Origin of the sequence: Isoptericola luteus, from assembly GCF_020297055.1 — a bacterium.
Lineage (GTDB): Bacteria > Actinomycetota > Actinomycetes > Actinomycetales > Cellulomonadaceae > Isoptericola > Isoptericola luteus.
Window position 1 is genome coordinate 80894 of the sequence record NZ_JAIXCQ010000006.1, and the last position, 25119, is coordinate 106012.

The window sequence follows — 25119 nt, forward strand, 5'->3', positions numbered from 1 at the left end:
AGCTCCTGACCTGCAGTGACGCCCGTCACAGAACGGTTCCTGCAACCGCGCAGGTCAGGCCCCGGAGGTCGGTTCAGGGGTCGTCGACGACGGCCAGGGAGCCATCTCGGGAAGCGAGACGGGGTTGCCGTCCCGGGTCGCGGAGACCTCTCCGGCGGGCTCGCGACCGGCCAGCCAGGCGGCGACGTCGCGCGGGTCCCCGACGAGCTCGAGCCCGCCGTCGCCGCCCCGCCAGGCATCCGGGAGGCGCACGGCCAGGAAGTCGCGCAGGTGGGCGCAGAACGCGGGGTCCCACGTGTCGTACCCGAGGCTCAGGCCGCCCAGCCCGGCGGTCGCGTCGACGGCGTGGATGCGGGCCTCGCGCCACCAGGCCAGCAGCGCGTCGGTCAGCACGCCGTCGCGGTACGCGATCGGGGCGTCCCACAGCGGGTGCCCCGGCTCGGGCCAGGCGGCCGCCAGGCGCTCCCGCGCCGCGACGAGGGCGTCCGCGTGCTCGGCGGCGGTGCGCCCGGCGCCCGCCTCGATCGCCGCGGCACGGCCGGCCTGGCCGCCGTCGTAGGGGGCCACGGTCTCGCCGCGCGCGGCGTACTCCGCCTGGCGCGCGAGCGCCGCCGCGACGCCGGCGAGGTGCGAGAGCACGTGCCCCCGCGTCCAGCCCGGCAGGGGCGACGCGTGGCCGACCGCGTCGTCGGGCAGCGCGCGCACGACGTCGACGACGGCGCCGAGCGCGGCGTCGGCGTCCGCGAGCACGTGGGCGGTCGGGGTCTCGGGGGTCGCGGCGTCGTCCGTCATGGCCACAGCAGCTCCTTGGTCCAGGTGATGTCGGTGTCGTCGTGCGTGGTGGGGGTGGTGGGGGTGGTGCGGGTGGCGCCGGCCGCCGGTGTACGCCGGTAGCGCAGGCGCGACTGGCCCTTGTCGTCGCTCGCCTGCCAGAACTCCACCTCGACGGGGGTCAGCACCCACGCCGTCCAGGTGGGGGCGGCGTCGTCGGGGTGGGCGCGGGCATGTTCGAGCCGGTCCGCGAACGCGTCCCGGTACTCCTGCGGGGAGCCGAGGGGCTCGCTCTGGTGGCCCACCAGGCCGGCGGCGCGCGAGCCGTCGGGTCGGGCCCGGAAGTCCGCCGCCCCGGCCTCGGTGCCCGCCGAGGTGGCGCGGCCGGTGACCCGCACCTGCCGCCCGAGGTCACGCCAGAAGAAGGTGAGCGAGGCGTGCGGGTTCGCCTCGAGGTCGCGGCCCTTGGGGCTGCTCGCGTGCCCGGCGAACCACCAGCCGTCGTCCGTGACGTCCTTGAGCGCGAGGGTGCGCGCGTGCACCCGTCCCTCGGTGTCCGCCGTGGAGAGGGTCGCCGCGTGCGGCGCGCCGACCCCGGCCGCGAGGGCGTCGTCGAGCCACGCGCCGAACAGGTCCTGAGGCGCGGCGGGAGCGCTGCTCAGGTCGTCGAGGTCGACGCCGAACGGCGGGAGGCCCGGAGGAAAGGTGCGGAGCGCGCGCAGGCGCTCGCGGAACGTCGGCCGTCCCTGCGTCATGCGTCCTCCTTCGTGGTGCGGCCGAGCAGCGTGACGAATCCCCGCACGGCGGCACGCATGGCGCCGGGGTCGCCGGTGGCGCGGGCGAGCACGTAGCCCCCCTGCACCACGGCGACCGCGGTGTGCGCCAGGTCGCGGGCGGCGTCGTCGGGCAGCCCCGTCTCGCGCAGGGCGGCGGCCACGGACCCGACCAACCGGACGAAGTAGGCGGTGACGACGTCGCGAAGGTCGTCGTCGTCCATGACGGCCTGGTCGCTGGTGAGGCGGCCGATCGTGCAGCCGCCGAGCGCGTCGCGGGGCCGCTCGAGGTAGGCGACGACGCGGTCGAGCGCCGGCGAGTCGTCGTCCAGCTCGGCACGCGCCACCGCGAGCGCCTCGGCCACGGAGGCGCCCACCGCGGCGAGGGCGAGGTCGTGCTTGGTGGGGAAGTGGTGGTAGAGGCTGCCCTGCCCCACGCCGCTCACCTCCAGCACCTGGCGCGGGCTGGTGGGCCCGACGCCCTGGGAGGCGAAGAGCCGCTGGGCGGACGCGATGAGCCGGTCCCGTGCGTCGGTGGTGACCATCACGCCAACATACCTACGTGTAGGTATGTTGGCCAGGGGGACCGGGACGCCTCCGCAGCGCGACCGCCCCGCCCCCTGGAGCGTGTGTGGGGGGGGGTTGGGCCCCCCCGCCGGCCCCCCCCCCCCCCCCCCCCCCCCACACCCCCCCCACACCGCCACGGTGCCCGGTCAGAAGTAGTCGCGCACGTGCACCTGGCGGCCGCCCCACAGGGCGTCCCAGACGGCGTCGTGCTCCGTCGGCCCCGTGAGGTGCCCGGCGAGGCGCAGATTCGCGCACGACTGCGCCCCGGCGTAGGACTGGGCCAGCCCTGCGGAGGTGAACGTCGGGCGGTCGCCCGGCACTGCGTGGCCGTCGGCCTCCACCCGGACGGCGCCCGCCTCGACGGCGAGCGTCCAGGCGCCCTCGAGATCCGGGGCGAGGGGGTCCACGACGGCGAACGGCACCCGCGCGCTCACGGGGGCGAGGCGCGCGGACGCGAGCGCGCCGGGCACGTCGAGCAGCCGCAGCATGTACGGACGGCTGGTCGTGGTGGCGGCGTGGTCGGGCAGCACGAGCCGCGTCACGTCCGCCCCCGCCCAGGCGCCCGACGTGGCGACCGTGACCTCGCCGACCACGGCCGAGAACGAGCCGAGCAGCCGCCACAGCGCCCGCGCGGCGTCGGGAGTCAGCGCGACCAGGTCGTCCACCTCGACGGCGCCCGTGCGGTCGTACCCGGACCCGCGCGACCAGCTCACGAAGCCGACGAGCCGTTCGTCGCCGGCGCCGGCACCGTCGCCGCCGCCTGCGCCGCCCGTCACGGCGAGGGTGACGCCGGTGCAGTCGGCGTCCGGGCCCACCATCTCGCCGGGCTCCATGAGGAACGGGGCTTCCGCGCGCGTCAGCGGGCCGTTCTGCGCGGAGGCCCACGTGGAGTAGACGCGCCGGACTGCGGGCACGTCGGCCGCCGTCGCGCGGCGGGTGCGCACGGCGTCGGGCGGTCGGACGGCGGCCAGGGCCGCCATCGGGACGCGCGCCTCGTCGAACGAGCCGACCACCTCGTACCCGAGGCCGCGGTAGATCCCGGCCGAGGAGGGGTAGAGGGTCGAGACGACCTCGCCGAGGCCGCGAGCCTCCGCGAGCGCGGCGTCCACCAGCGGGCGCAGGATCCCGCTGCCGCGGCGTTCCGCCGCCACCGTGACGCCTGCGAGCCCCGCCGTGGCGACGGGCACGCCGTGGAACCAGGAGGTGAACCGCCGCACGCCCAGCGCGGCGACGACCTCGCCGCCGTCCGTCGCGACCCACGGCCGGGTGTTCGGGGCCGGCCACGACGCGGGGTCCGGGTCCGCCTGCGGGCGGGAGGGGACGCCGAAGGCCTCGGCGCCGAGGCGGCGGGCGGCGGGCACGTCGACGAACGCGCTGCGGCGGATCTGAAGGCTCACACCGGCGACGCTAGCGGCCGGCGGCCGGAGCGGCAGCGTCATTTGCGCCGTAGCGTGGTGCGGGTGGCCGTGACCTCGCAGCAACGCCGCGTCCTGCTCGTGGCGATCCTCGCGTCGTTCGTGTCGTTCCTCGACGGGACGGTGGTGAACGTCGCGCTGCCCGCCATCGGCGACGAGCTGGGCGGCACCGGCGCGGACCGGCTCCGGCTGCAGCAGTGGGTGGTCGACGGCTACCTCGTGACGCTCGGCTCCCTGATCCTGCTCGCCGGCTCGCTGTCCGACGTGCACGGGCGGCGACGGGTGCTGTCCGCCGGGCTGGTCGGGTTCGCCGTCGCGTCGGTGCTCTGCGCCATCGCACCGACCGGACCCGTGCTCGTGGGCGCCCGGCTGCTGCAGGGCGTGGCGGGCGCGCTGCTCGTGCCCAGCTCGCTCGCGCTCATCATCTCGGCGTTCGACGGCGAGGCGCAGGGCCGGGCCATCGGCCGGTGGACCGCGTGGACGGGCACCGCGATGATCGTCGGGCCGTTCGTCGGCGGCGGGCTCGTGGACCTGGCGTCCTGGCGCTGGGTGTTCTGGATCAACGTGCCGGTCGTCGCCGTGACCTGGTGGCTGCTGCGCGCGGTGCCGGAGTCGGCCGGGACCGGGCGGCGGCTCGACGTCCCCGGGGCGGTCCTCGCGGCGACAGGGCTGGCGGCGGCCGTGTTCGGGCTCATCGAGCGGGTGTGGCCCGTGGCCGTGGTCGGCGCCGTGCTGCTCGTCGTGTTCGTCGCCTACGAGCGGCGCGCCCCCGACCCGATGATGCCGCTGCGGCTCTTCGCCGCCCGGAACTTCGCATGGGGCAACGTGGCGACGTTCGCCGTCTACGGCGCGCTCTCGCTCGGCGGGTTCGTGCTGGGCCTGTTCCTCCAGCAGGTGGCGGGGTACTCGGCCACGGCCGCCGGCGTGGCGCAGCTGCCCATGACGCTCGCGATGCTGGCGCTCTCCACGCGGTTCGGCACCCTCGCCGGCCGGTACGGGGCGCGCTGGTTCATGACGGTGGGACCGGTCGTCGCCGGGGTCGGCTTCCTGATGCTGCTGGTCATGGACGAGTCCGCCGCGTACGTCACCCAGGTGCTGCCCGGCCTGCTCGTCTTCGGGCTGGGGCTGTCGATCACCGTCGCGCCCCTCACCTCGGCGATCCTGGGCGCGGCCCCGCCGTCCGACGCGGGGATCGCGTCGGCGGTGAACAACGCCGTCTCCCGCGTCGCCGGGCTGGTGACCGTCGCGCTCGCGGGCGTCATCCTCGGGGGCACGCTGGACGTCGCGTCGTTCCACCGGGCGCTCGTCGTCACCGCGGCCATGCTCGTGCTCGGCGGGCTGATCAGCATGATCGGGATCCGGGACGTGCGGCGTCCCGTCGAGCCCGTCACAGAGGCAGCTTGAACCCTTCGTGCGACTGCGCGTAACCGAGCGACCGGTAGAAGCGATGAGCGTCCGGGCGCTGCTTGTCCGACGTGAGCTGGGCCAGGGTGCAGCCGCGCTCGCGGCCGCGGGCGTGGGCGTGCTCCATGAGCGCGCGCCCGAGCCCCTGGCTGCGCAGCCTCGTGTCGACCCGCACCGCCTCGACGAGGAGCCGGGTCGCCCCGTTGCGCGAGATGCCGGGGACGAACGTCAGCTGCATGACGCCCACCACCTCGCCGTCGAGCTCGGCGACGACGAGCTCGTCGTTGGCGCTGGCCTCGATGGCGTCGAACGCCGCCTCGTGGGCAGGCCCGTAGGTGCCCGTGCGCGCGGCCGCGACGGCGTCGTCCGCGATGAGCTCGACGACGCGCGCCAGGTCGGCGTGGCGGGCGGCGCGGAACCTGAGGGCCGACGCGGGCTCGGTGGGCTCGGTCGCGGGTGCGGGGGACTCGGGCACGCCCGGACGGTATCAGCGTCTGCCCGAGCACCGTCGAGCCGCCCCGAGCGTGCCTCCGCCCTGGGCAGAATGCGCGGCGTCCGTCCGGGGACATGCGCCAGGGTGGGCGCATGAGGGTTCTGGTGCTGGGTGGCTCGGTGTTCCTCTCGCGTGCGGTCGCGGCCGACGCCCTGGCGCGCGGTCACGAGGTGGTGGCGCTGACGCGCGGGCGCACGGGCGGTGTGCCCGACGGCGTGCGGCACGTGGTCGCGGACCGCGAAGGGCCGTTCCCGGGCGATCTCGCCGCCGAGGCCTGGGACGCCGTCGTCGACGTGTCGCGCACGCCGTCGCACGTGCGCAAGGCGGTCGCGGCCGTCCCGGGGGCGCACTGGGTCTTCGTCTCCACGATCAACGTGTACGCCGACGACACGGACCCGGGCGGGCCGGGCGTGGGGCGGTTGCGCGAGCCCGAGCACCAGGACCTCGACCCGTCGACAGGCCCTGAGGCCTACGGCGCGATGAAGGTCGCGTGCGAGCAGACGGTGCTCGCCGCCGTCGCGAGCGCCACGGTCGTCCGCCCCGGCCTGGTGGTCGGCCCGGGCGACCCGAGCGGCCGGTTCGCCTACTGGCCCCAGCGGATGCGCCGGGTGCTCGACGGCGGCGCCGCCGACGTCCTGGCGCCCGGGGACCCGGACGACGTGCTGCACGTCGTCGACGTCCGTGACCTGGCCGCGTGGATCGTCGACGTCGCCGAGCGGCGGACGGAGGGCACCTTCGACGGCGTGGGCCCTCGGACGACGGTGGGCGAGCTGCTGGACGCCGTCGCCCGCGGCACCGGGGCCGCCGCGCCCCGATGGCGCTGGGCGGGCAGGGCGGAGCTCGAGGCCGCCGACGTCCGGCCCTGGTCGGGGGAGCGTTCGCTGCCGTTGTGGTTGCCACGCCCGGAGTACGACGGCATGGCCGCGCACGACGCCGGCCCGGCGCTCGCGGCGGGCCTGTCGCCGCGTCCCGTCGAGGACACGGCACGCGACACGCTCGCGTGGCTACGGGCCACCCCGGACGCCGCCGTCACCGGTCTGACCGCCGAGCAGGAGTCCGGGGTGCTGCGGGGTGTCGCCGGCCCGCCGCCGACCCCAGGGGGGTGAGTGGGGTCGGTCACGTACCCCGTACCACGCCTGGTTCAGGGCTACGGTTGAACCGTCAGCACCCGCTCCTCAACCCGGGGGCCGTGGGTGGTCGTTCGTCCTTCAGGGCGTCGTCTCGCGATCTTCGCGTCCCCGCCCGTGGGCGTGATGTGAGGGAGTGAGACGGATGTCGTTCGACGGCAAGGTGGCGCTCGTGACCGGCGGAGGTTCGGGCATCGGGGAGGCGATCAGCAAGGACCTCGCGGCACACGGCGCGAAGGTCGTGGTCACCGACATCCGGCTCGACGCGGCCCAGCGCGTGGCCGACGAGATCACGGCCGCGGGCGGCCAGGCGGCGGCGTTCGAGCAGAACACCGCGGTCAAGGAGGACGCCGTCAAGGCGGTCGAGTTCGCCCGGTCGACGTTCGGCGGCCTGAACTACGCCGTCAACAACGCCGGTATCGGCGGCGCGCAGGCCCCGGCGGGCGAGGTCGACCTCGACGACTGGGACCGTGTCATCGACATCAACCTCAACGGCGTGCTGTACAGCATGCGCGCCCAGATCCCGGCGATGCTCGAGCAGGGTGCGGACTCCAGCGCGATCGTCAACATGGCGTCGATCCACGGCACGGTGGCGGCCATCGGCAACGGCGCGTACACCGCCGCCAAGCACGGCGTGGTGGGCCTGACCAAGAACGCCGCCGCGGAGTACGGCCCCCGCGGTCTGCGCATCAACGCGATCGGCCCGGCCTACATCAAGACCCCGCTGGTGGAGTCGAGCCTCCCGCCCGAGGTGCGTGAGGCGCTCGTCGCGAAGCACCCGCTCGGCCGGCTTGGCGAGCCCGAGGAGGTGGCGACCGTCGTGCGGTTCCTGCTGTCCGACGACGCGTCGTTCGTCACCGGCGCCTACTGGCTCGTCGACGGCGGCTACACGACCGTCTGAGACGCTGCCGAGCTGCCGAGCTGCCGAGCAGGAGTTTGACACCGTTATCGGCCGAGAATCGGCGCGATAACGGTGTCAAACTCCTGCTCGGCAGCGGGAGGGGTCGTGGCTCAGGCGAGGCCGGCGGCGAGCTCGTCGACGAGGTCGAAGCCCTCCTGCAGGCCGCTCTCCATGCCGGATGAGACGATCGCGTCGCGGACCTCCTTGCTCGGGGCCCGGGTCACGAGGGTCAGCGTGGTGCGCCCGTCGTGCTCGACGAACACGTACGTGTTGAGCGTGGCCGCCGACTCGCCGTCGGGCATGCCCTCGAACACCTCCGTGTGCACGAGGCGCTCGGTGGGCACCACCTGGGTGAACTCGCCGTGGAAGGCGACCTCGAAGCCCTCGTTCGCCTGCATCGCGTACCGATAGGTGCCGCCGGGGCGCGCGTCGATCTCGACGCTCGTGACGGTGCCGTGCTGGCCGGCCCACCACTGGGCGATGAGCTCGGGCTCGGTGAACACGCGCCAGACGGCGGCCGCCGGGGCGGCGAACTCGCGCACCACCTGGATGTCGGTGTCGTTCGGCAGCGTCAGGTTCGCGCTGCCCTTGGTCGGGGTGGGGGTCGTGCTGGTCATGGTGCTCTCCTCAGTCGTCCGTGGGTGTGTCCATGGAGGCGAGCAGCTCGTCGATCAGCTCGAACCGCTCCTCCCACAACCGCTCGTAGCGGCCGACCCACGCGTAGATCTCCTGCAGGGGCCGGGCGTCCGCGCGGTAGAGGCGACGACGGCCGTCGTCGCGGACCTCGACCAGCCCGACCTCGCGCAGCACGCGAAGGTGCTTGGAGACGACGGGCTGGGCGACGTGGAGCAGCTCGACGAGCTCGCCGACGCTGCGTTCCCGAGCGGCGAGGGCGTCGAGGATCTCGCGGCGCCGGGGCTCGGCCACCGCGTTGAACGCGTCCGTCGTCGTTGCTGCTCGTGCCATGGGAATAATCTATGCCTATATAGGAATGTGTCAAGTGGTGGGGTTGCAGCGGGCTGCCAGCGTGGCCAGGAGGCCGACGTCCGGCCGCCACGGCTCCAGGTTCCAGGTCGCCTTGTCCGGGGCGCCGAGCGCGTGGCACTCGAGCTGGTCCCGCATGGTCGGGCTGTCGACCTCGGGGTCGCCCGCCGTCAGCTCGGACCAGGCGACGTCGGCTCCGGCCCGGCCCGCGCCGCGCGCCCAGGCGGTCGGGGTGACGGCGAGGGACCGGCCGCCCTCGCGCTCGCCCCAGTCGGCGCCCGCCACCGCCGTCGTGCCGAGGGTGGCCTCGAGCGGTGCGGGCTCGGCGCTCGCCGTGGGGCGGGGTTGCAGCGCGAGGTGCGTGTCGTCGACGGCCACCAGCGCGCCGCGGGACGCCGCGAGCCCGCCGACGGCCGCCTCGTCGACGAGCACCGTGACGCTGCCGTCCGGACGGACCTCGAACCGGCCGCCGGAGCGCAGCGCGATCTCGGGCGCCCCCGCGAGGCGCGTGGCCACGTCGTCGAGCGCGGCGGCGTCCACCGTGACCGTCGCGGCGCCCTCGCCCGCGTCGTCGACCCGGACCCCGGGGTCGTCCTCCGCCACTCCGGGGACCCGCACCTCGAGCGTTACCCCGCCGGAGGACAGCTCGACGCGCAGGCCGTCGGCGGCGGGGCCAGGAGAGCGTGGCGACGGGAAGGAGGTGGGCGAGGCGGTGGGCGAGGGTATGGGCGACGTGGACGGCACGGCGGACGACGGCTCCGCCGGCGCGGGGGAGCCCGTGCAGCCGCCGAGGGCCAGCGCGAGCGCGCCGAGCACAGCGGGCCAGGGGGGAGTCGTCGGGCGTGGGAGCACGGCACCAGTGTCGGCGTGGGGGCGGCGCGCGGCCAGAGAGCTTCCGACGCGGACAAGGCTGGACGCAGACACTTAGGCTCGCCTAACCTTAGTGCCGTGAGTGCCAACAGCTTCCGGAAGCCGGTCGACCCCCACGTCCTCGTCGCGGAGGTGGTGACGTCCAAGCAGATCAGCCCTTCCCTGCAACGGGTCACCCTGGGCATCGAGGACATCGACCGGCTGACGCTGGTCGGCGACGACCAGTGGTTCCGGCTGTTCCTGCCGCGCCCGGGCCAGGAGTCGCTCAAGCTGCCCACCCGCACGTCGAACCTCGGCTGGTACGCGCAGTACCTCGCGACGCCGCGGGCACGCCGTCCGCTCGTGCGCAACTACACCGTCCGAGCCGCCCGTCCCGAGCTGCGCGAGATCGACGTCGACTTCGTGCTGCACGGCCCGGGCGGCACCGGCCACGACGCCGGCCACGACGCCGGCCACGAGGCGGCCCACCAGGCAGGACACGACGCGGGGCACGCCGCCGCGGAGCCGGCCGGCCCCGGCGCCACGTTCGCCAGGACCGCGACGGCGGGGGACACCGTCGGCATCCTCGACCAGGGCGCGTACCACCGCCCGCGCCCGGACGCGGCGTGGACGCTGCTCGTCGCCGACGAGAGCGGGCTCGCCGCCGTCGCCGGCATCTGCGAGTCGCTGCCCGACGACGCGCAGGGCGTCGCCGTCGTCGAGGTCCCCACCGCGGACGACCGGCAGGACTTCCGCGTGCCCGCCGGCGTCGACCTGCGCTGGGTCGAGCGCGACCGGGCGGCATCCTCCGAGCCGGTGCTCGGCGAGGTGCCGGGCCGGGCCGCGCTCGAGTTCGCCCGGCAGGCCGAGCTGCCCGCCGGCACCGGGTACGCGCTCGTGGCCGGCGAGCAGGCGCTCGCCGCAGGCATCCGGCGCCACCTGGTGAACGACCGGCGGTGGTCCAGGGCGAACGTGGACTTCGTGGGCTACTGGCGGCACGGCAAGGCGTCGCCGAGCTGACTATCCGACGACGACGACCTCGTGCGGCGACGTGTTGAGCCGTACGGCCGCGTCGGGCGTGTCCGCCATGCCGGGCACGCCCGAGGGGAAGGCGACGACGATGTCCTCGATACGCACGCCGAAGTCCCCGGGCAGGTAGATCCCCGGCTCGACGGAGAAGCACATCCCGGGCTCGACCGGCGTCTCGGAGCCCTCGACCATGTAGGGCGGCTCGTGCGTCGTCAGGCCGATGCCGTGACCCGTGCGGTGCACGAAGTGCTCGCCGAACCCGGCGTCGTCGACGACGGAACGGGCCGCGCGGTCCACGTCCTGGCAGGTGGCTCCCGGCCGGACGGCGTCGACGGCCGCCTGCTGGGCGGCACGGACGACGTCGTGCACCTGCTGCTCGCGGTCGGTCAGCGGGCCGACGTGCACGGTGCGCGTGGTGTCCGAGCCGTAGCCGTCGGCGAGCCCGCCGAAGTCCATGACCACCATGTCTCCCTCGACGACGACGCGGTCCCCGGCCTCGTGGTGCGGGTCGGCGCCGTTCTCGCCGGCGCACACCAGCGTGAAGTCGACCTGCTCGTGCCCGTGCTCGCACAGCAGGGCGTCGAGGTCCGCCGCGACGTCGCGCTCGCGGCGGCCGGCGAACGGCCGCGTGACGATCTCGGCGAACACCGCGTCGGCGCCCGCGCCGGCGGCGGCGAGCCGGGCGACCTCCTCGGGCGACTTGACCGCCCGCAGCATGGGCAGCGCCGTCGTCACCGCCGCGTAGGACGAGGCAGGCAGCGCCCGCTGCAGGCCGAGCACGTGCAGCGCCCACGCGGCGTCGCTGATCGCGTACCGGCCGTCCGGGCGCAGCAGGCGCGCGGCGACGGCGTGCTCGTCCTCGCCGTCGGACCAGGCGACGGCCTCGATCCCGCCGACCGCGCCGACCTCCAGGTCGTGGGCCTCGAGCCGCGGCACGACGGCGCTCGCGGCGGCTCCGTCGTCGTCGGCGCGGATCACGAGGAGCGTGAGGCGCTCGGTGTCGGCGGCGGGTGTGTAGCCGAGGAAGTACCGCAGGTCGGGGCCGGGGGTGACGAGCACCCCCGCGAGCCCGGCGGCGGCCGCCTGGGCGGCGGCACGGGCGCGTCGGGCCGAGTAGACGGGCGCGTCGAAGGGCGTCATGCCGCCAGCATTCCACCGCGCGGACGGGCCGGCAGGCTCAGCCGGCGCCTCCCGCGACCCGCACCACGATCTTGCCGCGCGTGTGCCCCGACTCGTTCGCCCGGTGCGCCTCGGCGGCGTCGGCCAGGTCGAAGACCTCGGCCACCTCGACCGTGACCTTTCCGGCGTCGATCAGCGCCGCCAGGGCCTCGAGGTCCGGCACGGACGGGCGCACCCAGACGTACTGCCCGCCGTGGTCGTCGCGGGCCGCGGCGTCGACGACGGAGGCGATGGTGCCGCCGTCGGCGAGCACGGCCGCGCTGACGGCGACCGCGTCCCCGCCCACGTAGTCCAGCGCGACGTCGACGCCGTCGGGCGCGAGCGCGCGGACGCGGTCCGCGAGACCGTCGCCGTAGGTCACCGGCTCGGCACCGAGACCCCGCAGGAACTCGTGGTTCTTCTCGCTGGCGGTGCCGATGACCCGGGCGCCCAGCGCACGGGCGATCTGCACCGCGAACGCGCCGACGCCGCCGGCGGCGGCGTGCACGAGCACGGTCTGCCCCTCGTGGACGCCGGCCCGCCGGATCGTCTGGTAGGCGGTGAGCCCGGCGAGCGGGACCCCAGCCGCCTCCTCGAACGACAGCGTGGCCGGCTTGCGGGCGAGGGTCCGCACCGGCGCCGCGACGAGCTCCGCGAAGGTGCCGCCCTGCACCACGTCCTTGCGCACGTAGCCGTAGACCTCGTCGCCGGGCGCGTACTCGGTGGCGTCCAGGCCGACCTGCTCGACGACGCCCGCGACGTCCCAGCCGGGCACGGCGGGGAAGAAGGTGTCGAGGACGGCGTCGAGGTAGCCGCCGCGGACCTTCCAGTCCACCGGGTTGACGCTCGCGGCCCGGACGCGCACCAGCACCGCGTCGGGCGCGACCTTGGGGGTGGGCAGGTCGGTCAGCTCGAGGACGTCGGCGCCGCCGAAGCGGGAGTAGGAGATGGCTCGCATGAACGGGCCAACCCGGCCCGGGGCGCGGAACATTCCCGGGCGAGGCCCGCGTCAGGTCTCGACCACCACGTCGGCCGGGGTCTTGTCGTCGCGCCAGCCGCGCCACACGGCGTGCCGCAGGCGGGGCGGGTCGTCGGAGGACGGGCGCGCGGGGTCGCTGGTCCAGTCGCCGAACGAGACCTCCGCGACGTGCTCCGGGGCGGCCCACCGGGCGTGGGCGGCCTCGGGGCGCGGCACGCCGTCCAGCGGCGCCGCGTCGACCGGGCGCAGGCGGCGCACGACCTGGCGCCGGTCGGCCTCCCGGAAGCCGGTGCCGACCTTGCCGACGTACCGCAGGGAGCCGTCGGCGTCGGGCAGCGCCAGCAGCAGCGACCCCGCCACGGCCGGGTCCTCCTGGCCCGAGCCCGCGTGCAGCGGGCGCCAGCCCACCACCACGACGTCCTGGGTGCGCGCGTGCTTGATCTTCAGCCAGTCCCGCGAGCGCCGGCCGGGCGTGTAGCCCGACCGGCGGCGCTTGGCCACCACGCCCTCGAGCCGCATCAGGCGCGACGTCTCCAGTGCCTCGCCGAGGTCGCCGTCCAGGGCCTGGGGGACGTGGACCGGGCGGCGCGGGTCGACGACCCGTCCCAGCTCCGCGCGCCGGTCCGTGTACGGCGACTGCTCGAGCGACCGGCCCGCCACCCGCAGGACGTCGAAGAGCACGAGGTCGACCGTGACCCCGCGCCGTGCCTTCTCCACGTCGCGCGGCCGGGTGAGGTTCGCGCGCTGCTGCAGGCGCCGGAACTCGGGCCGCCCGCCGGCGTCGAGCGCCACGATCTCGCCGTCGAGCACGAGGGGCAGGTCGTCGTTCCCGACCATGTCCGCCAGCGCCTGCAGCTCCGGGAACGTCACCGTGAGGTCCTGTCCCGAGCGGGACGTCAGGCGCACACGGCGGCCCGCGTCGTCGGCGAACACCTCGACGACCGCGCGGAAGCCGTCCCACTTGACCTCGAAGGCCCAGTCGTCCGGGTCCAGGCGGGCGAGCTCGGCGGGCGGAGCCGTGGTCGCGAGCATCGGGCGCGGTGCCGGGGCGCTCGCGGCGGGGCCCGCGTCTCGCGCGGCAGCGGGGCGGTCGCCGGAGCGCCGGTCCGATGGCTCGCCCGGCCGCGGCTCGCCGCCGGACCCGGGCTGGTCCTTCGTGCGGTGGATGAGCCACGAGTTCTCATCGTCCCCGCCCCGGCCGCCGGTGCGGATGAGCGCGAGCCGACGCGAGCCGCGGCGCTCGCTGTGCAGGGTGGCGATCACCTCGCCCTCGCGCCACTTCTCCAGCTCGTACGTGCCCGCGTCCCAGATGGTCACCTCGCCCGCGCCGTACTCGCCGGCGGGGATCGAGCCCTCGAAGGCGCCGTACTCCAGGGGGTGGTCCTCCGTCTGCACGGCGAGGTGGTTCTGCTTCGGGTCGGTGGGCTCGCCCCGCGGCAACGCCCAGCTCACCAGCACGCCGTCGTGCTCGAGGCGGAAGTCCCAGTGCAGCCGGCGGGCGTGGTGCTCCTGGATGACGAACGACGGCGCGTCGGACGTGGCGCCGGCCGGCGCGCCCCCGTCGGTACCGCCCATCGGCTCGGGCGTCCGGTCGGGGTCGCGCTTGGCCCAGTACGTCGTCAGCCGGTCCGACGGCGCGCGGTCGAACGTGGCCAGGCGCTCCGGCGTCGGCTCGAGCTGGGACAGGTGCCCGGCGACCAGCGGCTCGAGCAGGTCGCCGTCGCGCTCCAGGCGTTCCAGCACCTCGGCGTAGCCGAGCTGGCCCAGAGCGGGGTCGTCGAGCTCGGCCCAGGTGCGCGGCGCCGCGACGGTCGGCTCGTCGCGTCCCCGGAGCGAGTAGGGGGCGATCGTGGTCTTCGCGCCGTTGTTCTGCGACCAGTCCACGAGCACCTTGCCCGCGCGCAGCGACTTCTTCATGTCGCTGACCACGAGGTCCGGGTGCTCGGCCTCGAGGTGGCGGGCGAGCTCGCGTGCCACGGCGGAGACGGCGTCGGAGGTGAGCGCGTCGTCGTGGCCCGTGAGCGCCGCGTACAGGTGGATGCCCTTGGACCCGCTGGTCACCGGGAACGGCTCCAGGTCCATGCCCTGCAGGATGGTGCGCGCGAGCCGCGCCACCTCGGCACACTCCGCCAGCCCCGCGCCCGGCCCCGGGTCGAGGTCCAGGACCAGGCGGTCCGGAGGCAGCGGGGTGCCCGTGCGGCCGAACTGCCACTGCGGCACGTGGATCTCCAGGGTCGCCGTCTGGCCCAGCCAGGTGAGGGTGGCCAGGTCGTCCACCAGCACGTAGTCGTTGGTCGAGGTGCGGTGCTTGATGGCGCGGCGCGGCACCCAGGACGGCGTCGAGGCGTCCAGGTTCTTCTGGAAGAACATCTGCCCCGAGACCCCGTCCGGCCAGCGCTTGCGCGTGGCGGGCCGGTGCGCGGCGTGCCGGAGCAGCGCGGGCGCCACCTGCGCGAGGTACTGCAGCACCTCGCCCTTGGTGGTGCCCGTGGCCGGGTAGTAGACCTTGTCGAGGTTGGTCAGCTGCAGGCGTCGTCCCTCGACCGAGACGGTCTGCGGAGGGCTCGACGACGGGCGTGCCATGCGGTCATCGTCGCGCGGCGGGCCGCTGTGCGCACCAGCGCGGGCACCCGCCGCCCCGCACCGGGGCCCGTCCTAGGGTGGGGCCCGTGACCTCGACGGACGCGTACCTGAGCTCCCTGTTCTCTCTCGGCGGGCGGGTCGCCGTCGTGACCGGTGGCAGCTCCGGCATCGGGCGGGCCATCGCCGGGGCCCTCGCGCGGGCGGGCGCACGCGTCGTCCTCGTGGCCCGCCGCGAGGCCGAGCTGGCCGCCACCGCGGCGGAGCTGGTCGCCGACGGCTGCACCGCCGCCTGGGTGAGCGCGGACCTCGGCACCCGCGCCGGCGTGCGCGACGCCGCCGAGCGGGCGGCCGCCGTCTACGGGGAGCCCGACGTGCTGGTCAGCTCCGCCGGGATCAACCTGCGACCGCCGATGGACGACCTCGACGACGCGACCTGGGACGCGACGATGGCGGTCAACCTCGAGGCGCCGTTCCTGCTGGGGCAGCGGTTCGGGCCGGGCATGGCCGAGCGGGGCTTCGGGCGGCTCGTCCACGTGTCGTCGCAGCAGGCGCACCGCGCGTTCGTCACGTCCGGCGCCTACGGCGTCTCCAAGGGGGCGCTCGAGTCGCTGGCCCGGTCGCAGGCCGAGGCGTGGTCCGCCCGCGGCGTCACCGCGAACACCCTCGTGCCCGGGTTCGTCCTGACACCGCTCAACGCGCGGCTGCAGGCCGACCCCGCGCGGGTGGCGGCGCTCGCGGACCGCACGCTGGTGGGCCGCAACGGCGTTCCGGGCGACTTCGCCGGCGCTGCCGTCTTCCTCGCGAGCGCCGCGTCCGCGTACGTGACGGGACAGTCGCTGTTCGTGGACGGCGGCTTCTCGGTCCACTGAGTGGACCCGTCCCTCGGGTCACCGGTCGAGGAAGTCCAGCAGCTCGGCGGTGACGAACCCGGGGTTCTCCTCCACCAGCCAGTGCCCGGCGTCCGGCACGTCCGTCGCCCGCACGATGCCGGTCATGCGCGGGGCCACGGTGGCGCGGATCGGGTCGAGCTGCCCCTGCGCGGTCAGGAGCAGGGTGGGGACGTCCACCGGCGTCGCCGACTCGTTGTCCTGGACGTCCTGCTCGAGGCTGCGGTAGAGATCGAAGCCGCCGGACAGGGCCTCGGGTCGCTCGTACGTCCGCGCGTACTCGTCGATCTCGGCGTCGGTGAACGGGGACCGCTGCGAGGTGCCACCGAACGACGTCCCGCCGAACGCGACCTGCGGGTAGAACAGCGCGAGGTACTCGCGGACGTCGTCGCCGACGATCGCCTCGGGGACCTTGGGCTGGGAGTGGAACGCGATGTGCCAGCTCAACGAGCGGTAGGTCGGGGCGTCCAGCGCGGGCCCGGGCAGCGGGAGGTCGAGGTAGCCGAGGCTCGCCGTGTCCTCGGGGAACTGGGCGGCGTACTGGAACGCCACGGCGGCGCCGAGGTCGTGCCCGACGACGTGGGCGTCGCGCACGCCGAGCCTGTCGTCGACCAGGGTGTGCAGGTAGCGCGCCAGGGTGGCCTTGTCGTAGCTGTCCGGGCTCCCGGTGCTGTCGCCCAGGCCAGGCAGGTCGACGGCGTAGACGGTGTGGTGCTCCGCGAGCTCCGGCATGATCGACCACCAGCTGAACCAGGTCTGTGGCCAGCCGTGGATCAAGACCACCGGCGTGCCGCTTCCTCCTGTCACGTAGTGCATCCGGACCCCGTCGACGGACGCGAACTCGTGGCGGAACGTCCCGTCGAACCCGGGCTCGTCCCAGGTGGCGGCGGCGTGCGGAGGGGCCTCGTCGATGCGGGGAGCGCAGGCGGCGCCACCGAGCGTCAGGACGACGGCGAGTGCAGCGGCGAGCACTGTGCTCGGACGTCGGGCGGCACGGCTCGGGAACGGTCGGGGTACGTGGCTCATGACGCCGAGTCTCTGCTGGCTCACCACGGTCTGGCACGACTTCTTGCTGTTCTGGCAAGGTCGTCGGATGGGTAACGAATCGGAGGACGTGCTCGCCCTTGTCGGGCCTCGGCTGCGCGCGCTGCGGCGCGAGCGCGGCATCACCCTCGCCGGCCTCGCGGCCGTCACGGGCGTGTCGGAGAGCACCCTGTCCCGCCTGGAGAGCGGGCAGCGGCGCGCGACGCTCGAGCTCCTGCTGCCGTTGGCGCGGACCTACAACGTCCCGCTGGACGACCTCGTGGGTGCCCCGCGCACGGGCGATCCCCGGATCCACCTGAAGCCGATCCGACGGCACGGGTTGGTCTTCATCCCCTTGTCACGCAGGCCGGGCGGCACACAGGCGTTCAAGATGATCATCCCCGCCCGACCCGTACCGCAGGTGCCGACGCCACAGACCCACGACGGCGTCGAATGGCTGTACGTGCTCAACGGACGTCTCCGGCTGCTCGTCGGCGAGCGGGACCTGACGCTGTCGCCCGGCGAGGTGGCCGAGTTCGACACCTCCCTGCCGCACTGGCTGGGCAACGCCGACGCCGGTGGTGTCGAGGTTCTCGTCCTGTTCGGTCCGCAGGGCACGCGCGCACACCTGAGTACCTCGACCTGACCCCACGGGGGTACGGTGCTGCGCATGGCCGACGACTCCACCGCGACCGACATCCGGCGCCCGCTGACCCTCACGATGTACGGGGCGACGTGGTGCGGCGACTGCCGCCGCGCCAAGCGCGTGCTCGACACCCGCGGCGTCGAGTACGTGAACGTGGACCTCGTGGCCGACCCCTTGCGGGCCGACGACGCGGAGGCGATCAGCGGCCGCAAGAACATCCCCGTGGTCGTGTTCCCCGACGGCGACGTCTTCGTCGAGCCCACGGACGCCGAGCTCACCGCCAAGCTGGACGCCGCCGGCCTCTGAGCGCCCGCTACTCCCAGCGGAACCAGGCGGCGGCCGCGGCGCCGGCGACGACCGTGCACGCGCCGAGGGCGACGAGCGACTGCCCGGGCACGGCGGCGCCGGCCCCTGCGGCGCTGAGCCCGTCGACGGCGGCGCCGAAGGGGAGCCGGCCGCCCACCGTCTCGAGCGCCTCGGGCAGGTTCTGGCGCGGACCGAACATCCCGCCGAGCGCCCCCTGGGCGAAGAACGCCGTCAGGCCGATCGCCACGGCGGAGCCGGGCGTCGGGGCGACGGCCGCGACCAGCAGGCCCACCGCGTACATCGCGGCGATCGTCAGCGCCAGCACGCCGACGGCGGCCGCGAGGCGGGCGGGTGCCGACGCCCCGAGCCACACGGCCGCGACGCCCAGCGCCAGCGCGATGCCGAGCAGGATCTGCGCGACCCCGACGAGCGCCTGCGCGCCGAGCACCAGCGCGGGGGACGCGGGCGTGACGCCCAGCCTGCTCAGGATCCCGCTGCGCCGGTAGTAGGCGAGGAAGCTGGGCATGTTGACGACGCCCACCAGGGCGACCACGAGGGTCAGCGTCAGCGGGATCACGTAGACGTCGAGCGCGGTGCGCCCGCCCGTCCCGGGGATCACCTGGTCCAGGCCCGGGGCGAGCCCGTTCATCACGAGGATCAGCACCGGCATCCCGAGCGGCACCACGAGCCCGGCGGTGTCGCGCGCGACCATCTTTGCCTCGGCGACCGTCAGCGCGAGCCAGGCCGCCGCCCCTGGGCGGGGCGCCGCGGGAGGCAGGCCCGCGTCCAGGTCGTCGGTGCGCGGGTCGCGGCTGGTGCGGTCGGTGGTCATGACGCCTCCAGGGTGCTGCCCGTGAGGGCGAGGAACGCGTCGTCCAGGCCGGGACGGCGCAGCTGGGTCTCGGTGGCGACGACCCCGGCCCGCGCGAGCGCCGAGCCCACCTCGCGCAGCAGCTCGTCCGGCCCGGTGCCCGCCGAGCCGGCGGAACCCGTGACGACGAGCCGCGGACCCCGGGCGTCGACGTGCCCGACGACGGGCAGCCCGGCCAGCAGGTCGGCGGCCGCCGGGTCGTCCGTGCGCAGGGTGACGGTCGGTCGCAGCCCGGCGCGGTCCACCAGACCTGCGACGGAGCCGGACGCGACGACCCGGCCGGCGTCGAGGATCGTCACCCGGTCGCACAGCCGCTCGACCTCCTCCATGTGGTGGCTGACGAGCAGCACCGTGACGCCGTCGGCACGCAGGTCCTCCACCAGCGCCCACATGCTGCGCCTGGCCTCCGGGTCGAGGCCCGTCGTGAGCTCGTCGAGGACGACCGCGCGCGGCTCGCCCACGAGGGCCAGGGCGACCGACACGCGCTGCTGCTGCCCGCCGGACAGCTGCTCGAAACGGGTGTCGCGCGCCTTGCCGAGGCCGACACGCTCGACGAGGCGGTCCGGGTCGAGGCCTTGCCGGTAGAACGAGCGGTAGAGCCGCACCAGCTCCCGGACCGTCAACGCCCCGTGCAGGGACGCGCCCTGGAGCTGCACGCCCAGGACGCTGCGCACCCGACGCCGGTCGGCGCGGGGGTCGAGCCCGAGCACCCGCACCCGGCCGGAGTCCGGCGCGCGGGCGCCGGCCAACAGCTGCACGGTCGTGGACTTGCCGGCCCCGTTGCGGCCGAGCAGGCCCACGACCTCGCCCCGGGCCACCGACAGGCTCACGTCGTCGAGGGCCACCATCGGCGGGCGGCCCCGTCGTCGGTACGTCTTGCGCAGGTGCTGCGCCACCAGAGCGGTCATGGTGGCGACGCTACGAACGGGCCGCCCGCCGGCGCGCGTGCCGCCGGTCACGACCGGCACCCATGACTTCCGGCACGGTCGGGACGGGGCCCGGCCGGTTAGCGTGGTGACCGTGCGCCGGCTGGGCCCCGAGGAGCTGTCCGGGCTGACGATCCTCGTCGTCTGCCTGGCCATCGTCGTGCCCGTGCCCTTCGTGGTCGACCCGGACCGGATGCTCGTCCCGCTGGCCGTGTGGGGGACGCTCGCCGTGGCATGGATCGTCGCCACCGCGGCAGCGGTCCTGCTCCCGCCGCGCCGCCGCACCGCACTCGGGGCGCTCGCGGCGCAGACGGTGCTGACGGCCGCCCTCGTCGTCACCGTGCCCGGGATCGGCTGGCTGCCGATCCTGCTGGTCTTCGGCGCGGCCCTGAGCACCTACGTGGGCCCGTGGGCGGTGACGGGGGCCGTCGTCGTCGTGAACACGGCGGCCCTGCTCGTGGTGTCCCTGCTCGCCCCGGGCCCGGGGCGCGCGCTCGAGCTCGTGCTGTCCCTGGGGCTCTACGTGCTCCTGCAGGTGGCGAGCGCGGCGGTGTGCGTCGCGCTGCAGCGCGAGCAGCGCCTGCGCACCGAGCTCACCGTCGCGCACACGGCTCTCGCGGCGGCGGCCGTCCTGGGCGAGGAGGCGACCCGCGCGTCGGAGCGGCTGCGGATCTCGCGGGAGCTGCACGACCTCATCGGCCACCAGCTCACGGTGCTCACGCTCGAGCTGGAGTCCGCCGCCCATCGTCCCGGCGAGCGCGGGGTCGAGCACGTCGAGCGTGCCCGGTCCTTGGCCCGCGAGCTGCTCGGGGACGTGCGGGCCACGGTCGGGGAGCTGCGCCGCCGGGCCCCGGACCTGCGCGATGCCCTCGGCGCGGTCGCCGCCGCCGTACCGTCCCCGCGGGTCGACGTGGTGGTGGCCGACGATGTCGTCGCGGACGAGGAGCAGACGGCCGCGCTCGTGCGCATCACCCAGGAGGTGGTGACCAACGCCGTCCGGCACGCCGAGATGGCCACCGAGCTGCGGATCGCCGTGACGACCGACGGCGACGGCGCGCTGCGGCTGGTGGCCCGTGACGACGGGCTCACGTCGGGCCCTCTGCGCCTCGGGCACGGGCTCGCCGGCATCGTCGAGCGGGCGGAGGCGCTCGGCGGCGGCGCGACGTTCGACGCCACGTCCGGGTTCACGGTCGAGGCCCGGTTGGCCGGCCGGGCGGCGTCGTGAGCGGGACCCCCGGCGCGACCGGTCGCGCAGGCGCGGAGGATCAGGGTCGAGTGCGCCTGGTGCTCGCCGACGACCAGACGCTGGTGCGGCACGGCATCCGCAGCCTCCTGGAGATCGCGGGCGGCTTCGACGTCGTCGCCGAGGCGGAGGACGGCGAGGCGGCGGTGACGGCGGTGCGCGAGCACGCCCCCGACGTCCTGCTGCTGGACCTGAGGATGCCGGGTCGCGACGGGATCTGGGCGCTGGAGACGCTGCGGGCTGCGGGGCTCGACGTCGCCGTCCTCGTGCTGACCACGTTCGACGACGACGCGCTGGTGCTGCGGGCGCTGCAGGCGGGGGCGAGGGGCTACCTGCTCAAGGACGTCACGCTGGAGCAGCTCGCCGACGCGGTGCGGACCCTGGCCGGCGGAGCCACGCTGGTGCAGCCGGCGGTGACCGCCCGGCTCCTGCGCGCGGTCCGGGCGGGTCCTGCGCCGGTCGTCGCGGTGCCGGCCGGCCTCACCGAGCGTGAGCGTGAGGTGCTGCGGCTCATGGCCCAGGGCTGGTCCAACCGGGAGATCGCCGACGCCCTGTACCTGGCCGAGGGGACGGTCAAGAACCACGTCTCGAACGTGCTCCTCAAGCTCGGTGCGAAGGACCGGACGCGCGCGGTGCTGCTCGCGCTGCAGTCGGGCCTGCTGGCCTGAGCGTCGCTCCGCACCCGCCGGCCCGGGGGATACTCGTCGGCGTGGAGATCCCCGTCGCCTGGTCCGTCGTCCTTCTCGTCGCCGCCCTGTGGAACCTCATGGTGTGGCCCTCGTTCTGGCGTCGCGTGACCAAGGACCCGCGGGCCCGCGACGACGCCGGCCGCCCCACCCGCTTCTTCACCGTGCACGCCGTGCTGGTGGGCGTCTCGATGGTGCTGGCGCTGCTCGTCGGCGTCGTGGGGGTGCTCACACTCGTCGGCTGAGCCACCATGGTCACATGAGGGCGATCTGGAAGGGCGCGGTGACGTTCGGCCTCGTGAACGTGCCCGTCAAGCTGTACAGCGGCACGGAGGACCACGACGTCCCCCTGCACCAGGTGCACGACAAGGACGGCGGGCGCATCCGCTACCGCCGCGTGTGCGAGATCGACGGCGAGGAGGTCTCCTACCAGAGCATCGACCGCGCCTACGACGACGGCGAGCGCACGGTGGTGCTCAGCAAGGAGGACCTGGCGTCCCTGCCCGCGGAGGCCAACCGTGAGATCGAGGTCGTCGAGTTCGTGCCGACCGACCAGATCGACCCGATCATGTTCGACCGCACGTACTACCTGGAGCCGGACTCCAAGAGCCCCAAGGCCTACGTGCTGCTGCGGCGCACGCTCGAGGAGACCGACCGCACCGCCGTCGTGAAGTTCGCCCTGCGGCAGCGCACCCGGCTCGCGGCCCTGCGCGTGCGCGACGAGGTGCTGGTGCTGCAGACGCTGCTGTGGGCGGACGAGGTGCGCGAGGCCGACTTCCCGTCGCTGGACGGCTCGGTGACCGTGTCGGACCGGGAGCTCGCGATGTCCGCGCAGCTCGTCGAGAGCTACGAGGCGGACTTCACGCCCGACGAGTACGCCGACGAGTACCAGGTGCAGCTGCGCCAGCTCATCGAGGCGAAGATCGAGCAGGGCGACGCGCTCGACACTGCCGAGACGTTCGGCGAGCAGCCGGAGAAGGGTGACGCCGAGGTCATCGACCTCATGGAGGCGCTGCGGCGCAGCGTGAAGGGGTCGAAGTCCTCGGGCGCGACGTCGAGCACGGACGACTCCGGGGCGAAGGGCACGGGCGAGAAGCCCCGGACGAGCAAGGCCCCCGCGAAAAAGACCCCGGCCAAGAAGGCCCCCGCGAAGAAGGCTGCCGCGAAGAAGCCGGCGGCCGCCAAGGCTCCCGCCAAGAAGCCCGCGGCGAAGAAGCCGGCGGCCCGCAAGAAGGCGGGCTGACCCCTACGCGGTCCCGGCGGTGCCGCGCCGGGCCTGCGCCGTCTGGGCGACGAGAGCGATCAGGTCGCCGAGCCCGGCGTCGTCCACGCGCGTCGCGCCGATGGTGGCGAGCGAGTACAGCCCTTCGCTCATGAGCGAGACGGCGCGCGCGAGGACCGGGTCGCCGAGCTCGTCGTCGAGGGCCTCGGTCCACGCCGCCTGGGCCTCGTCGAGCACCTCGCGGGCCTGCGGGTACAGGCCCTGGGACAACCGCGAGGCGGCGAGGTAGACCAGCTCGAACTCGCCGTCGATGTCCGCGGAGGTGCGCAGGAGGTAGTCGACCGCGCCCTGCGGTGCGCTCCGCATGGCGGCGACGTCGGCTGCGGTGAGCTCGCGCAGGTGCTCCAGGAGGCCGTCGGCGAGGGCGTCCTTGGACGGGAAGTGGTAGAGCAGGCCGCCCTTGGAGACGCCGGCACGCTCGGCGACGGCCTCGAGGGTGGCGGAGCGCTCGCCCGTGGACACGAGGATCTCGGCGTACGCGTGCAGCACCTTGGCGCGGGCGGCGGGAGGCGGAGGCATGTCGACACCCTAGTGGGAACCTGTTACTGTACCGGCTGGACGGTGCGGAAGTTCGATGTCGCCACCTCGCCCCGGCCGTCCTGCTCGTGTGAAAGGCCACCCCGTGACTTCCGTCCTGACCTCGGCGCGCCCTGCCCCGAAGGCATCCGCGCCGACGACCTTCGCCCCGAAGGGCCCCGGCTTCCAGAGCCCCGGGCTCGCCGGGCCTGCCTGGCGCCGCTGGGTCGCCCTCGTCGTCCTCATGCTCCCCGTGCTGCTGGTGTCCGTGGACAACACGGTGCTGAGCTTCGCGCTGCCCCAGATCTCCGCGGCGCTGGCCCCCAGCGGGTCCCAGCTGTTGTGGATCGTGGACATCTACCCGCTCGTGCTGGCAGGGCTGCTGGTGCCGATGGGGTCGCTCGCCGACCGCCTCGGACGGCGCCGGGTGCTCCTCGTCGGCGCGGTCGGGTTCGCGGCGGTCTCCGCCGTCGCGGCGTTCGCGCCGACCGCCGGCGCCCTCGTGGCCGCCCGCGCGGGGCTGGGGTTCTTCGGCGCGATGCTCATGCCCTCGACGCTGTCGCTCCTGCGCAGCGTCTTCACCGACCGCGAGGAGCGCCGGCTGGCGATCGCGGTGTGGGCGGCGGGCTTCGCCGCGGGCTCCGCCGTGGGGCCGATCGTGGGCGGTGTGCTGCTGGAGCACTTCTGGTGGGGCTCGGTCTTCCTGCTGGCGGTGCCGGTGCTGGCCCTGCTGCTCGCCACCGCGCCCGTGTTCGTGCCCGAGTCGCGCGACCCCGAGCCGGGCCGACTCGACCCGCTCTCGGTGGTCCTCGTGATGGGGGCGATGGTCCCGGTCGTCTACGGGATCAAGTCGCTCGCCGCGGACGGCGTCACCGCCCTCACGCTCGCGGTGATGGCCGCCGGCGTCGGGGCGGGGGTGGCGTTCGTGCGCCGCCAGCTGCGTCGCCCGGACCCGATGCTCGACGTCCGGCTGTTCGCCGTCCCGGCGTTCACCGGCAGCGTGCTGGTCAACCTGCTGTCCGTGTTCTCCCTGGTCGGTTTCCTGTTCTTCGTCTCGCAGGACCTCCAGCTCGTCATCGGGCTGTCCCCGGTCGAGGCGGGGACCGCCCTGCTGCCCGGCACCGTGGTGATGGTCGTCGCCGGGCTCGCCGTGGTGCGCGTCGTGCGCCGGGTGCGTCCCGCGCACGTGGTGGCCGCGGGCCTCGGGATCTCCGCCGTGGGCTACCTCGTCACCGCCCTGGTGGCGGGCCGCGGCGAGGTCGGGTGGATCTCGTTCGCCTTCGTCGTGCTCGCGCTCGGCATCGGCGCCGCGGAGACGGTGTCCAACGACCTCGTCGTCTCGACCGTCCCGGCGGCCAAGGCCGGGGCCGCGTCCGCCATCTCGGAGACGGCGTACGAGATCGGCGCCGTGCTCGGCACCGCCGTCCTGGGCGGCATCCTCACGGCGTCGTACGCGGCGAGCGTCGTCGTCCCGCGCGGGGTCTCCGCCGCGGACGCCGCGACAGCGGTGGAGACGCTCGGCGGTGCGACCACCGTCGCCGCCGGACTGTCGGCGGGGCGGGCGCAGGCGCTGCTCGACTCGGCCCACGCGGCGTTCGGCAGCGGTGTCGTGCTGACCTCCGCGATCGGGTTCGTCGCCGTCGTGATCGCGGCAGGCATCGCGCTCGCGACACTGCGCGACGTGCGTTCCTGATCACACC

The 25119-nt window shown here is 74.9% G+C and carries 27 protein-coding genes; 12 read left to right on the plus strand and 15 right to left on the minus strand.

Going from position 1 to position 25119, the window contains the following annotated elements; genetic code table 11:
- Positions 1 to 54 precede the first annotated feature (54 nt).
- The 4 genes from LEP48_RS10230 to LEP48_RS10245 form a co-directional block, all read right to left on the minus strand.
- On the minus strand, positions 55 to 792 hold the full coding sequence (locus LEP48_RS10230; protein ID WP_225565614.1) for a maleylpyruvate isomerase family mycothiol-dependent enzyme: 738 nt from the start codon (positions 790 to 792) through the stop codon (positions 55 to 57).
- The gene (locus tag LEP48_RS10235) at positions 789 to 1526 is read right to left on the minus strand and encodes a pyridoxine/pyridoxamine 5'-phosphate oxidase (protein ID WP_225565494.1); all 738 of its coding nucleotides are present in this window, start codon (positions 1524 to 1526) and stop codon (positions 789 to 791) included. The genes LEP48_RS10230 and LEP48_RS10235 overlap by 4 nt, the downstream gene beginning before the upstream one ends.
- On the minus strand, positions 1523 to 2089 hold the full coding sequence (locus tag LEP48_RS10240) for a TetR/AcrR family transcriptional regulator (RefSeq protein ID WP_225565495.1): 567 nt from the start codon (positions 2087 to 2089) through the stop codon (positions 1523 to 1525). The genes LEP48_RS10235 and LEP48_RS10240 overlap by 4 nt, the downstream gene beginning before the upstream one ends.
- A gap of 168 nt (positions 2090 to 2257) precedes the next feature.
- Positions 2258 to 3508, minus strand: a complete 1251-nt coding sequence (locus tag LEP48_RS10245) for a GNAT family N-acetyltransferase (protein ID WP_225565496.1) — start codon at positions 3506 to 3508, stop codon at positions 2258 to 2260.
- A gap of 69 nt (positions 3509 to 3577) precedes the next feature.
- On the opposite strand from LEP48_RS10245, the gene LEP48_RS10250 reads away from it, so the two are divergent.
- On the plus strand, positions 3578 to 4930 hold the full coding sequence (locus tag LEP48_RS10250) for an MFS transporter (RefSeq protein ID WP_225565615.1): 1353 nt from the start codon (positions 3578 to 3580) through the stop codon (positions 4928 to 4930).
- On the opposite strand, the gene LEP48_RS10255 is transcribed toward LEP48_RS10250, so the two are convergent.
- Complete coding sequence (locus LEP48_RS10255) at positions 4914 to 5405, minus strand: GNAT family N-acetyltransferase (RefSeq protein WP_225565497.1); 492 nt, start codon at positions 5403 to 5405, stop codon at positions 4914 to 4916. The two genes, LEP48_RS10250 and LEP48_RS10255, sit on opposite strands and share 17 nt — an antisense overlap.
- Positions 5406 to 5515: 110 nt before the next feature.
- Between LEP48_RS10255 and LEP48_RS10260 the strand changes: the two genes are divergently transcribed.
- Together LEP48_RS10260 and LEP48_RS10265 are read left to right on the plus strand one after the other, a co-directional pair.
- Positions 5516 to 6529, plus strand: coding sequence for an NAD-dependent epimerase/dehydratase family protein (locus tag LEP48_RS10260; protein ID WP_225565498.1), 1014 nt, complete (start codon positions 5516 to 5518; stop codon positions 6527 to 6529).
- A 166-nt stretch (positions 6530 to 6695) separates the two neighbouring features.
- Positions 6696 to 7451 (plus strand): SDR family NAD(P)-dependent oxidoreductase, encoded by a 756-nt coding sequence (locus LEP48_RS10265; RefSeq protein ID WP_225565499.1) that lies wholly within the window; start codon positions 6696 to 6698, stop codon positions 7449 to 7451.
- A gap of 110 nt (positions 7452 to 7561) precedes the next feature.
- Here the strand turns inward: LEP48_RS10265 and LEP48_RS10270 are convergent, their stop codons facing one another.
- Genes LEP48_RS10270 through LEP48_RS18795 form a run of 3 tightly spaced genes read right to left on the minus strand, consistent with a single transcriptional unit; the run spans position 7562 to position 9287 of the window.
- Entirely contained in the window at positions 7562 to 8068 is a 507-nt protein-coding gene (locus LEP48_RS10270) for an SRPBCC family protein (protein ID WP_225565500.1), read from the minus strand.
- A 10-nt stretch (positions 8069 to 8078) separates the two neighbouring features.
- The gene (locus tag LEP48_RS10275; RefSeq protein WP_225565501.1) at positions 8079 to 8417 is read right to left on the minus strand and encodes an ArsR/SmtB family transcription factor; all 339 of its coding nucleotides are present in this window, start codon (positions 8415 to 8417) and stop codon (positions 8079 to 8081) included.
- Positions 8418 to 8447: 30 nt separating this feature from the next.
- Entirely contained in the window at positions 8448 to 9287 is an 840-nt protein-coding gene (locus LEP48_RS18795; RefSeq protein ID WP_225565502.1) for a DUF2599 domain-containing protein, read from the minus strand.
- A gap of 96 nt (positions 9288 to 9383) precedes the next feature.
- Here LEP48_RS18795 and LEP48_RS18800 point away from each other — a divergent pair, with 96 nt between their 5' ends.
- Positions 9384 to 10304, plus strand: a complete 921-nt coding sequence (locus tag LEP48_RS18800) for a siderophore-interacting protein (RefSeq protein ID WP_225565503.1) — start codon at positions 9384 to 9386, stop codon at positions 10302 to 10304.
- Here the strand turns inward: LEP48_RS18800 and LEP48_RS10290 are convergent, their stop codons facing one another.
- Genes LEP48_RS10290 through LEP48_RS10300 form a run of 3 tightly spaced genes read right to left on the minus strand, consistent with a single transcriptional unit; the run spans position 10305 to position 15033 of the window.
- Complete coding sequence (locus LEP48_RS10290) at positions 10305 to 11453, minus strand: M24 family metallopeptidase (RefSeq protein WP_225565504.1); 1149 nt, start codon at positions 11451 to 11453, stop codon at positions 10305 to 10307.
- A 37-nt stretch (positions 11454 to 11490) separates the two neighbouring features.
- The gene (locus tag LEP48_RS10295) at positions 11491 to 12429 is read right to left on the minus strand and encodes an NADP-dependent oxidoreductase (protein WP_225565505.1); all 939 of its coding nucleotides are present in this window, start codon (positions 12427 to 12429) and stop codon (positions 11491 to 11493) included.
- A gap of 51 nt (positions 12430 to 12480) precedes the next feature.
- The gene (locus LEP48_RS10300) at positions 12481 to 15033 is read right to left on the minus strand and encodes an ATP-dependent DNA ligase (protein ID WP_225565506.1); all 2553 of its coding nucleotides are present in this window, start codon (positions 15031 to 15033) and stop codon (positions 12481 to 12483) included.
- Between the two features lie 86 nt (positions 15034 to 15119).
- Between LEP48_RS10300 and LEP48_RS10305 the strand changes: the two genes are divergently transcribed.
- Entirely contained in the window at positions 15120 to 15902 is a 783-nt protein-coding gene (locus tag LEP48_RS10305) for an SDR family NAD(P)-dependent oxidoreductase (RefSeq protein WP_225565507.1), read from the plus strand.
- Positions 15903 to 15920: 18 nt separating this feature from the next.
- On the opposite strand, the gene LEP48_RS10310 is transcribed toward LEP48_RS10305, so the two are convergent.
- Positions 15921 to 16946 (minus strand): alpha/beta fold hydrolase, encoded by a 1026-nt coding sequence (locus tag LEP48_RS10310; protein ID WP_225565508.1) that lies wholly within the window; start codon positions 16944 to 16946, stop codon positions 15921 to 15923.
- 67 nt (positions 16947 to 17013) lie between these two features.
- Between LEP48_RS10310 and LEP48_RS10315 the strand changes: the two genes are divergently transcribed.
- Both LEP48_RS10315 and LEP48_RS10320 read left to right on the plus strand, forming a co-directional pair.
- On the plus strand, positions 17014 to 17589 hold the full coding sequence (locus LEP48_RS10315) for a helix-turn-helix domain-containing protein (protein ID WP_225565509.1): 576 nt from the start codon (positions 17014 to 17016) through the stop codon (positions 17587 to 17589).
- Positions 17590 to 17613: 24 nt separating this feature from the next.
- Entirely contained in the window at positions 17614 to 17895 is a 282-nt protein-coding gene (locus LEP48_RS10320) for a glutaredoxin family protein (RefSeq protein WP_225565510.1), read from the plus strand.
- Between the two features lie 7 nt (positions 17896 to 17902).
- On the opposite strand, the gene LEP48_RS10325 is transcribed toward LEP48_RS10320, so the two are convergent.
- A complete protein-coding gene (locus tag LEP48_RS10325; protein ID WP_225565511.1) occupies positions 17903 to 18727 on the minus strand; it encodes an ABC transporter permease in 825 nt (274 codons plus the stop codon).
- Positions 18724 to 19674 carry an ABC transporter ATP-binding protein gene (locus tag LEP48_RS10330; RefSeq protein WP_225565512.1) on the minus strand — a complete coding sequence of 317 codons (951 nt, stop codon included), beginning with the start codon at positions 19672 to 19674 and terminating at the stop codon, positions 18724 to 18726. Before LEP48_RS10330 ends, LEP48_RS10325 begins: the two co-directional genes overlap by 4 nt.
- Positions 19675 to 19786: 112 nt before the next feature.
- On the opposite strand from LEP48_RS10330, the gene LEP48_RS10335 reads away from it, so the two are divergent.
- From LEP48_RS10335 to ku, 4 genes are read left to right on the plus strand one after another with little or no spacing between them, the layout of a single operon-like run.
- Positions 19787 to 20917 (plus strand): sensor histidine kinase, encoded by a 1131-nt coding sequence (locus LEP48_RS10335; protein WP_225565513.1) that lies wholly within the window; start codon positions 19787 to 19789, stop codon positions 20915 to 20917.
- Positions 20918 to 20976: 59 nt separating this feature from the next.
- Positions 20977 to 21603, plus strand: coding sequence for a response regulator (locus LEP48_RS10340; RefSeq protein WP_225565514.1), 627 nt, complete (start codon positions 20977 to 20979; stop codon positions 21601 to 21603).
- 41 nt (positions 21604 to 21644) lie between these two features.
- Positions 21645 to 21866 (plus strand): SCO4848 family membrane protein, encoded by a 222-nt coding sequence (locus LEP48_RS10345; protein WP_225565515.1) that lies wholly within the window; start codon positions 21645 to 21647, stop codon positions 21864 to 21866.
- A 14-nt stretch (positions 21867 to 21880) separates the two neighbouring features.
- Positions 21881 to 22864: a non-homologous end joining protein Ku gene (gene ku / locus LEP48_RS10350; protein ID WP_225565516.1), complete on the plus strand. Its 984-nt coding sequence runs from the start codon at positions 21881 to 21883 to the stop codon at positions 22862 to 22864.
- A 3-nt stretch (positions 22865 to 22867) separates the two neighbouring features.
- Here the strand turns inward: ku and LEP48_RS10355 are convergent, their stop codons facing one another.
- Positions 22868 to 23422, minus strand: coding sequence for a TetR/AcrR family transcriptional regulator (locus LEP48_RS10355; protein WP_225565517.1), 555 nt, complete (start codon positions 23420 to 23422; stop codon positions 22868 to 22870).
- 55 nt (positions 23423 to 23477) lie between these two features.
- Here LEP48_RS10355 and LEP48_RS10360 point away from each other — a divergent pair, with 55 nt between their 5' ends.
- Entirely contained in the window at positions 23478 to 25112 is a 1635-nt protein-coding gene (locus LEP48_RS10360; protein ID WP_422723828.1) for an MFS transporter, read from the plus strand.
- Positions 25113 to 25119 lie beyond the last annotated feature (7 nt).

Excerpts from the sequence above, each read along its gene's own strand:
- LEP48_RS10270 (WP_225565500.1), bottom strand. The coding sequence starts at position 8,068 with ATGACCAGCACGACCCCCACCCCGACCAAGGGCAGCGCGAACCTGACG.
- LEP48_RS10300 (WP_225565506.1), bottom strand. The coding sequence starts at position 15,033 with ATGGCACGCCCGTCGTCGAGCCCTCCGCAGACCGTCTCGGTCGAGGGA.
- LEP48_RS10295 (WP_225565505.1), bottom strand. The coding sequence starts at position 12,429 with ATGCGAGCCATCTCCTACTCCCGCTTCGGCGGCGCCGACGTCCTCGAG.
- LEP48_RS10320 (WP_225565510.1), top strand. The coding sequence starts at position 17,614 with ATGGCCGACGACTCCACCGCGACCGACATCCGGCGCCCGCTGACCCTC.
- LEP48_RS10315 (WP_225565509.1), top strand. The coding sequence starts at position 17,014 with ATGGGTAACGAATCGGAGGACGTGCTCGCCCTTGTCGGGCCTCGGCTG.
- LEP48_RS10330 (WP_225565512.1), bottom strand. The coding sequence starts at position 19,674 with ATGACCGCTCTGGTGGCGCAGCACCTGCGCAAGACGTACCGACGACGG.
- LEP48_RS10310 (WP_225565508.1), bottom strand. The coding sequence starts at position 16,946 with ATGAGCCACGTACCCCGACCGTTCCCGAGCCGTGCCGCCCGACGTCCG.
- LEP48_RS10360 (WP_422723828.1), top strand. The coding sequence starts at position 23,478 with ATGTCGCCACCTCGCCCCGGCCGTCCTGCTCGTGTGAAAGGCCACCCC.
- LEP48_RS10260 (WP_225565498.1), top strand. The coding sequence starts at position 5,516 with ATGAGGGTTCTGGTGCTGGGTGGCTCGGTGTTCCTCTCGCGTGCGGTC.
- ku (WP_225565516.1), top strand. The coding sequence starts at position 21,881 with ATGAGGGCGATCTGGAAGGGCGCGGTGACGTTCGGCCTCGTGAACGTG.
- LEP48_RS10235 (WP_225565494.1), bottom strand. The coding sequence starts at position 1,526 with ATGACGCAGGGACGGCCGACGTTCCGCGAGCGCCTGCGCGCGCTCCGC.
- LEP48_RS10275 (WP_225565501.1), bottom strand. The coding sequence starts at position 8,417 with ATGGCACGAGCAGCAACGACGACGGACGCGTTCAACGCGGTGGCCGAG.
- LEP48_RS10240 (WP_225565495.1), bottom strand. The coding sequence starts at position 2,089 with ATGGTCACCACCGACGCACGGGACCGGCTCATCGCGTCCGCCCAGCGG.
- LEP48_RS10355 (WP_225565517.1), bottom strand. The coding sequence starts at position 23,422 with ATGCCTCCGCCTCCCGCCGCCCGCGCCAAGGTGCTGCACGCGTACGCC.
- LEP48_RS10325 (WP_225565511.1), bottom strand. The coding sequence starts at position 18,727 with ATGACCACCGACCGCACCAGCCGCGACCCGCGCACCGACGACCTGGAC.
- LEP48_RS10230 (WP_225565614.1), bottom strand. The coding sequence starts at position 792 with ATGACGGACGACGCCGCGACCCCCGAGACCCCGACCGCCCACGTGCTC.
- LEP48_RS10265 (WP_225565499.1), top strand. The coding sequence starts at position 6,696 with ATGTCGTTCGACGGCAAGGTGGCGCTCGTGACCGGCGGAGGTTCGGGC.
- LEP48_RS10290 (WP_225565504.1), bottom strand. The coding sequence starts at position 11,453 with ATGACGCCCTTCGACGCGCCCGTCTACTCGGCCCGACGCGCCCGTGCC.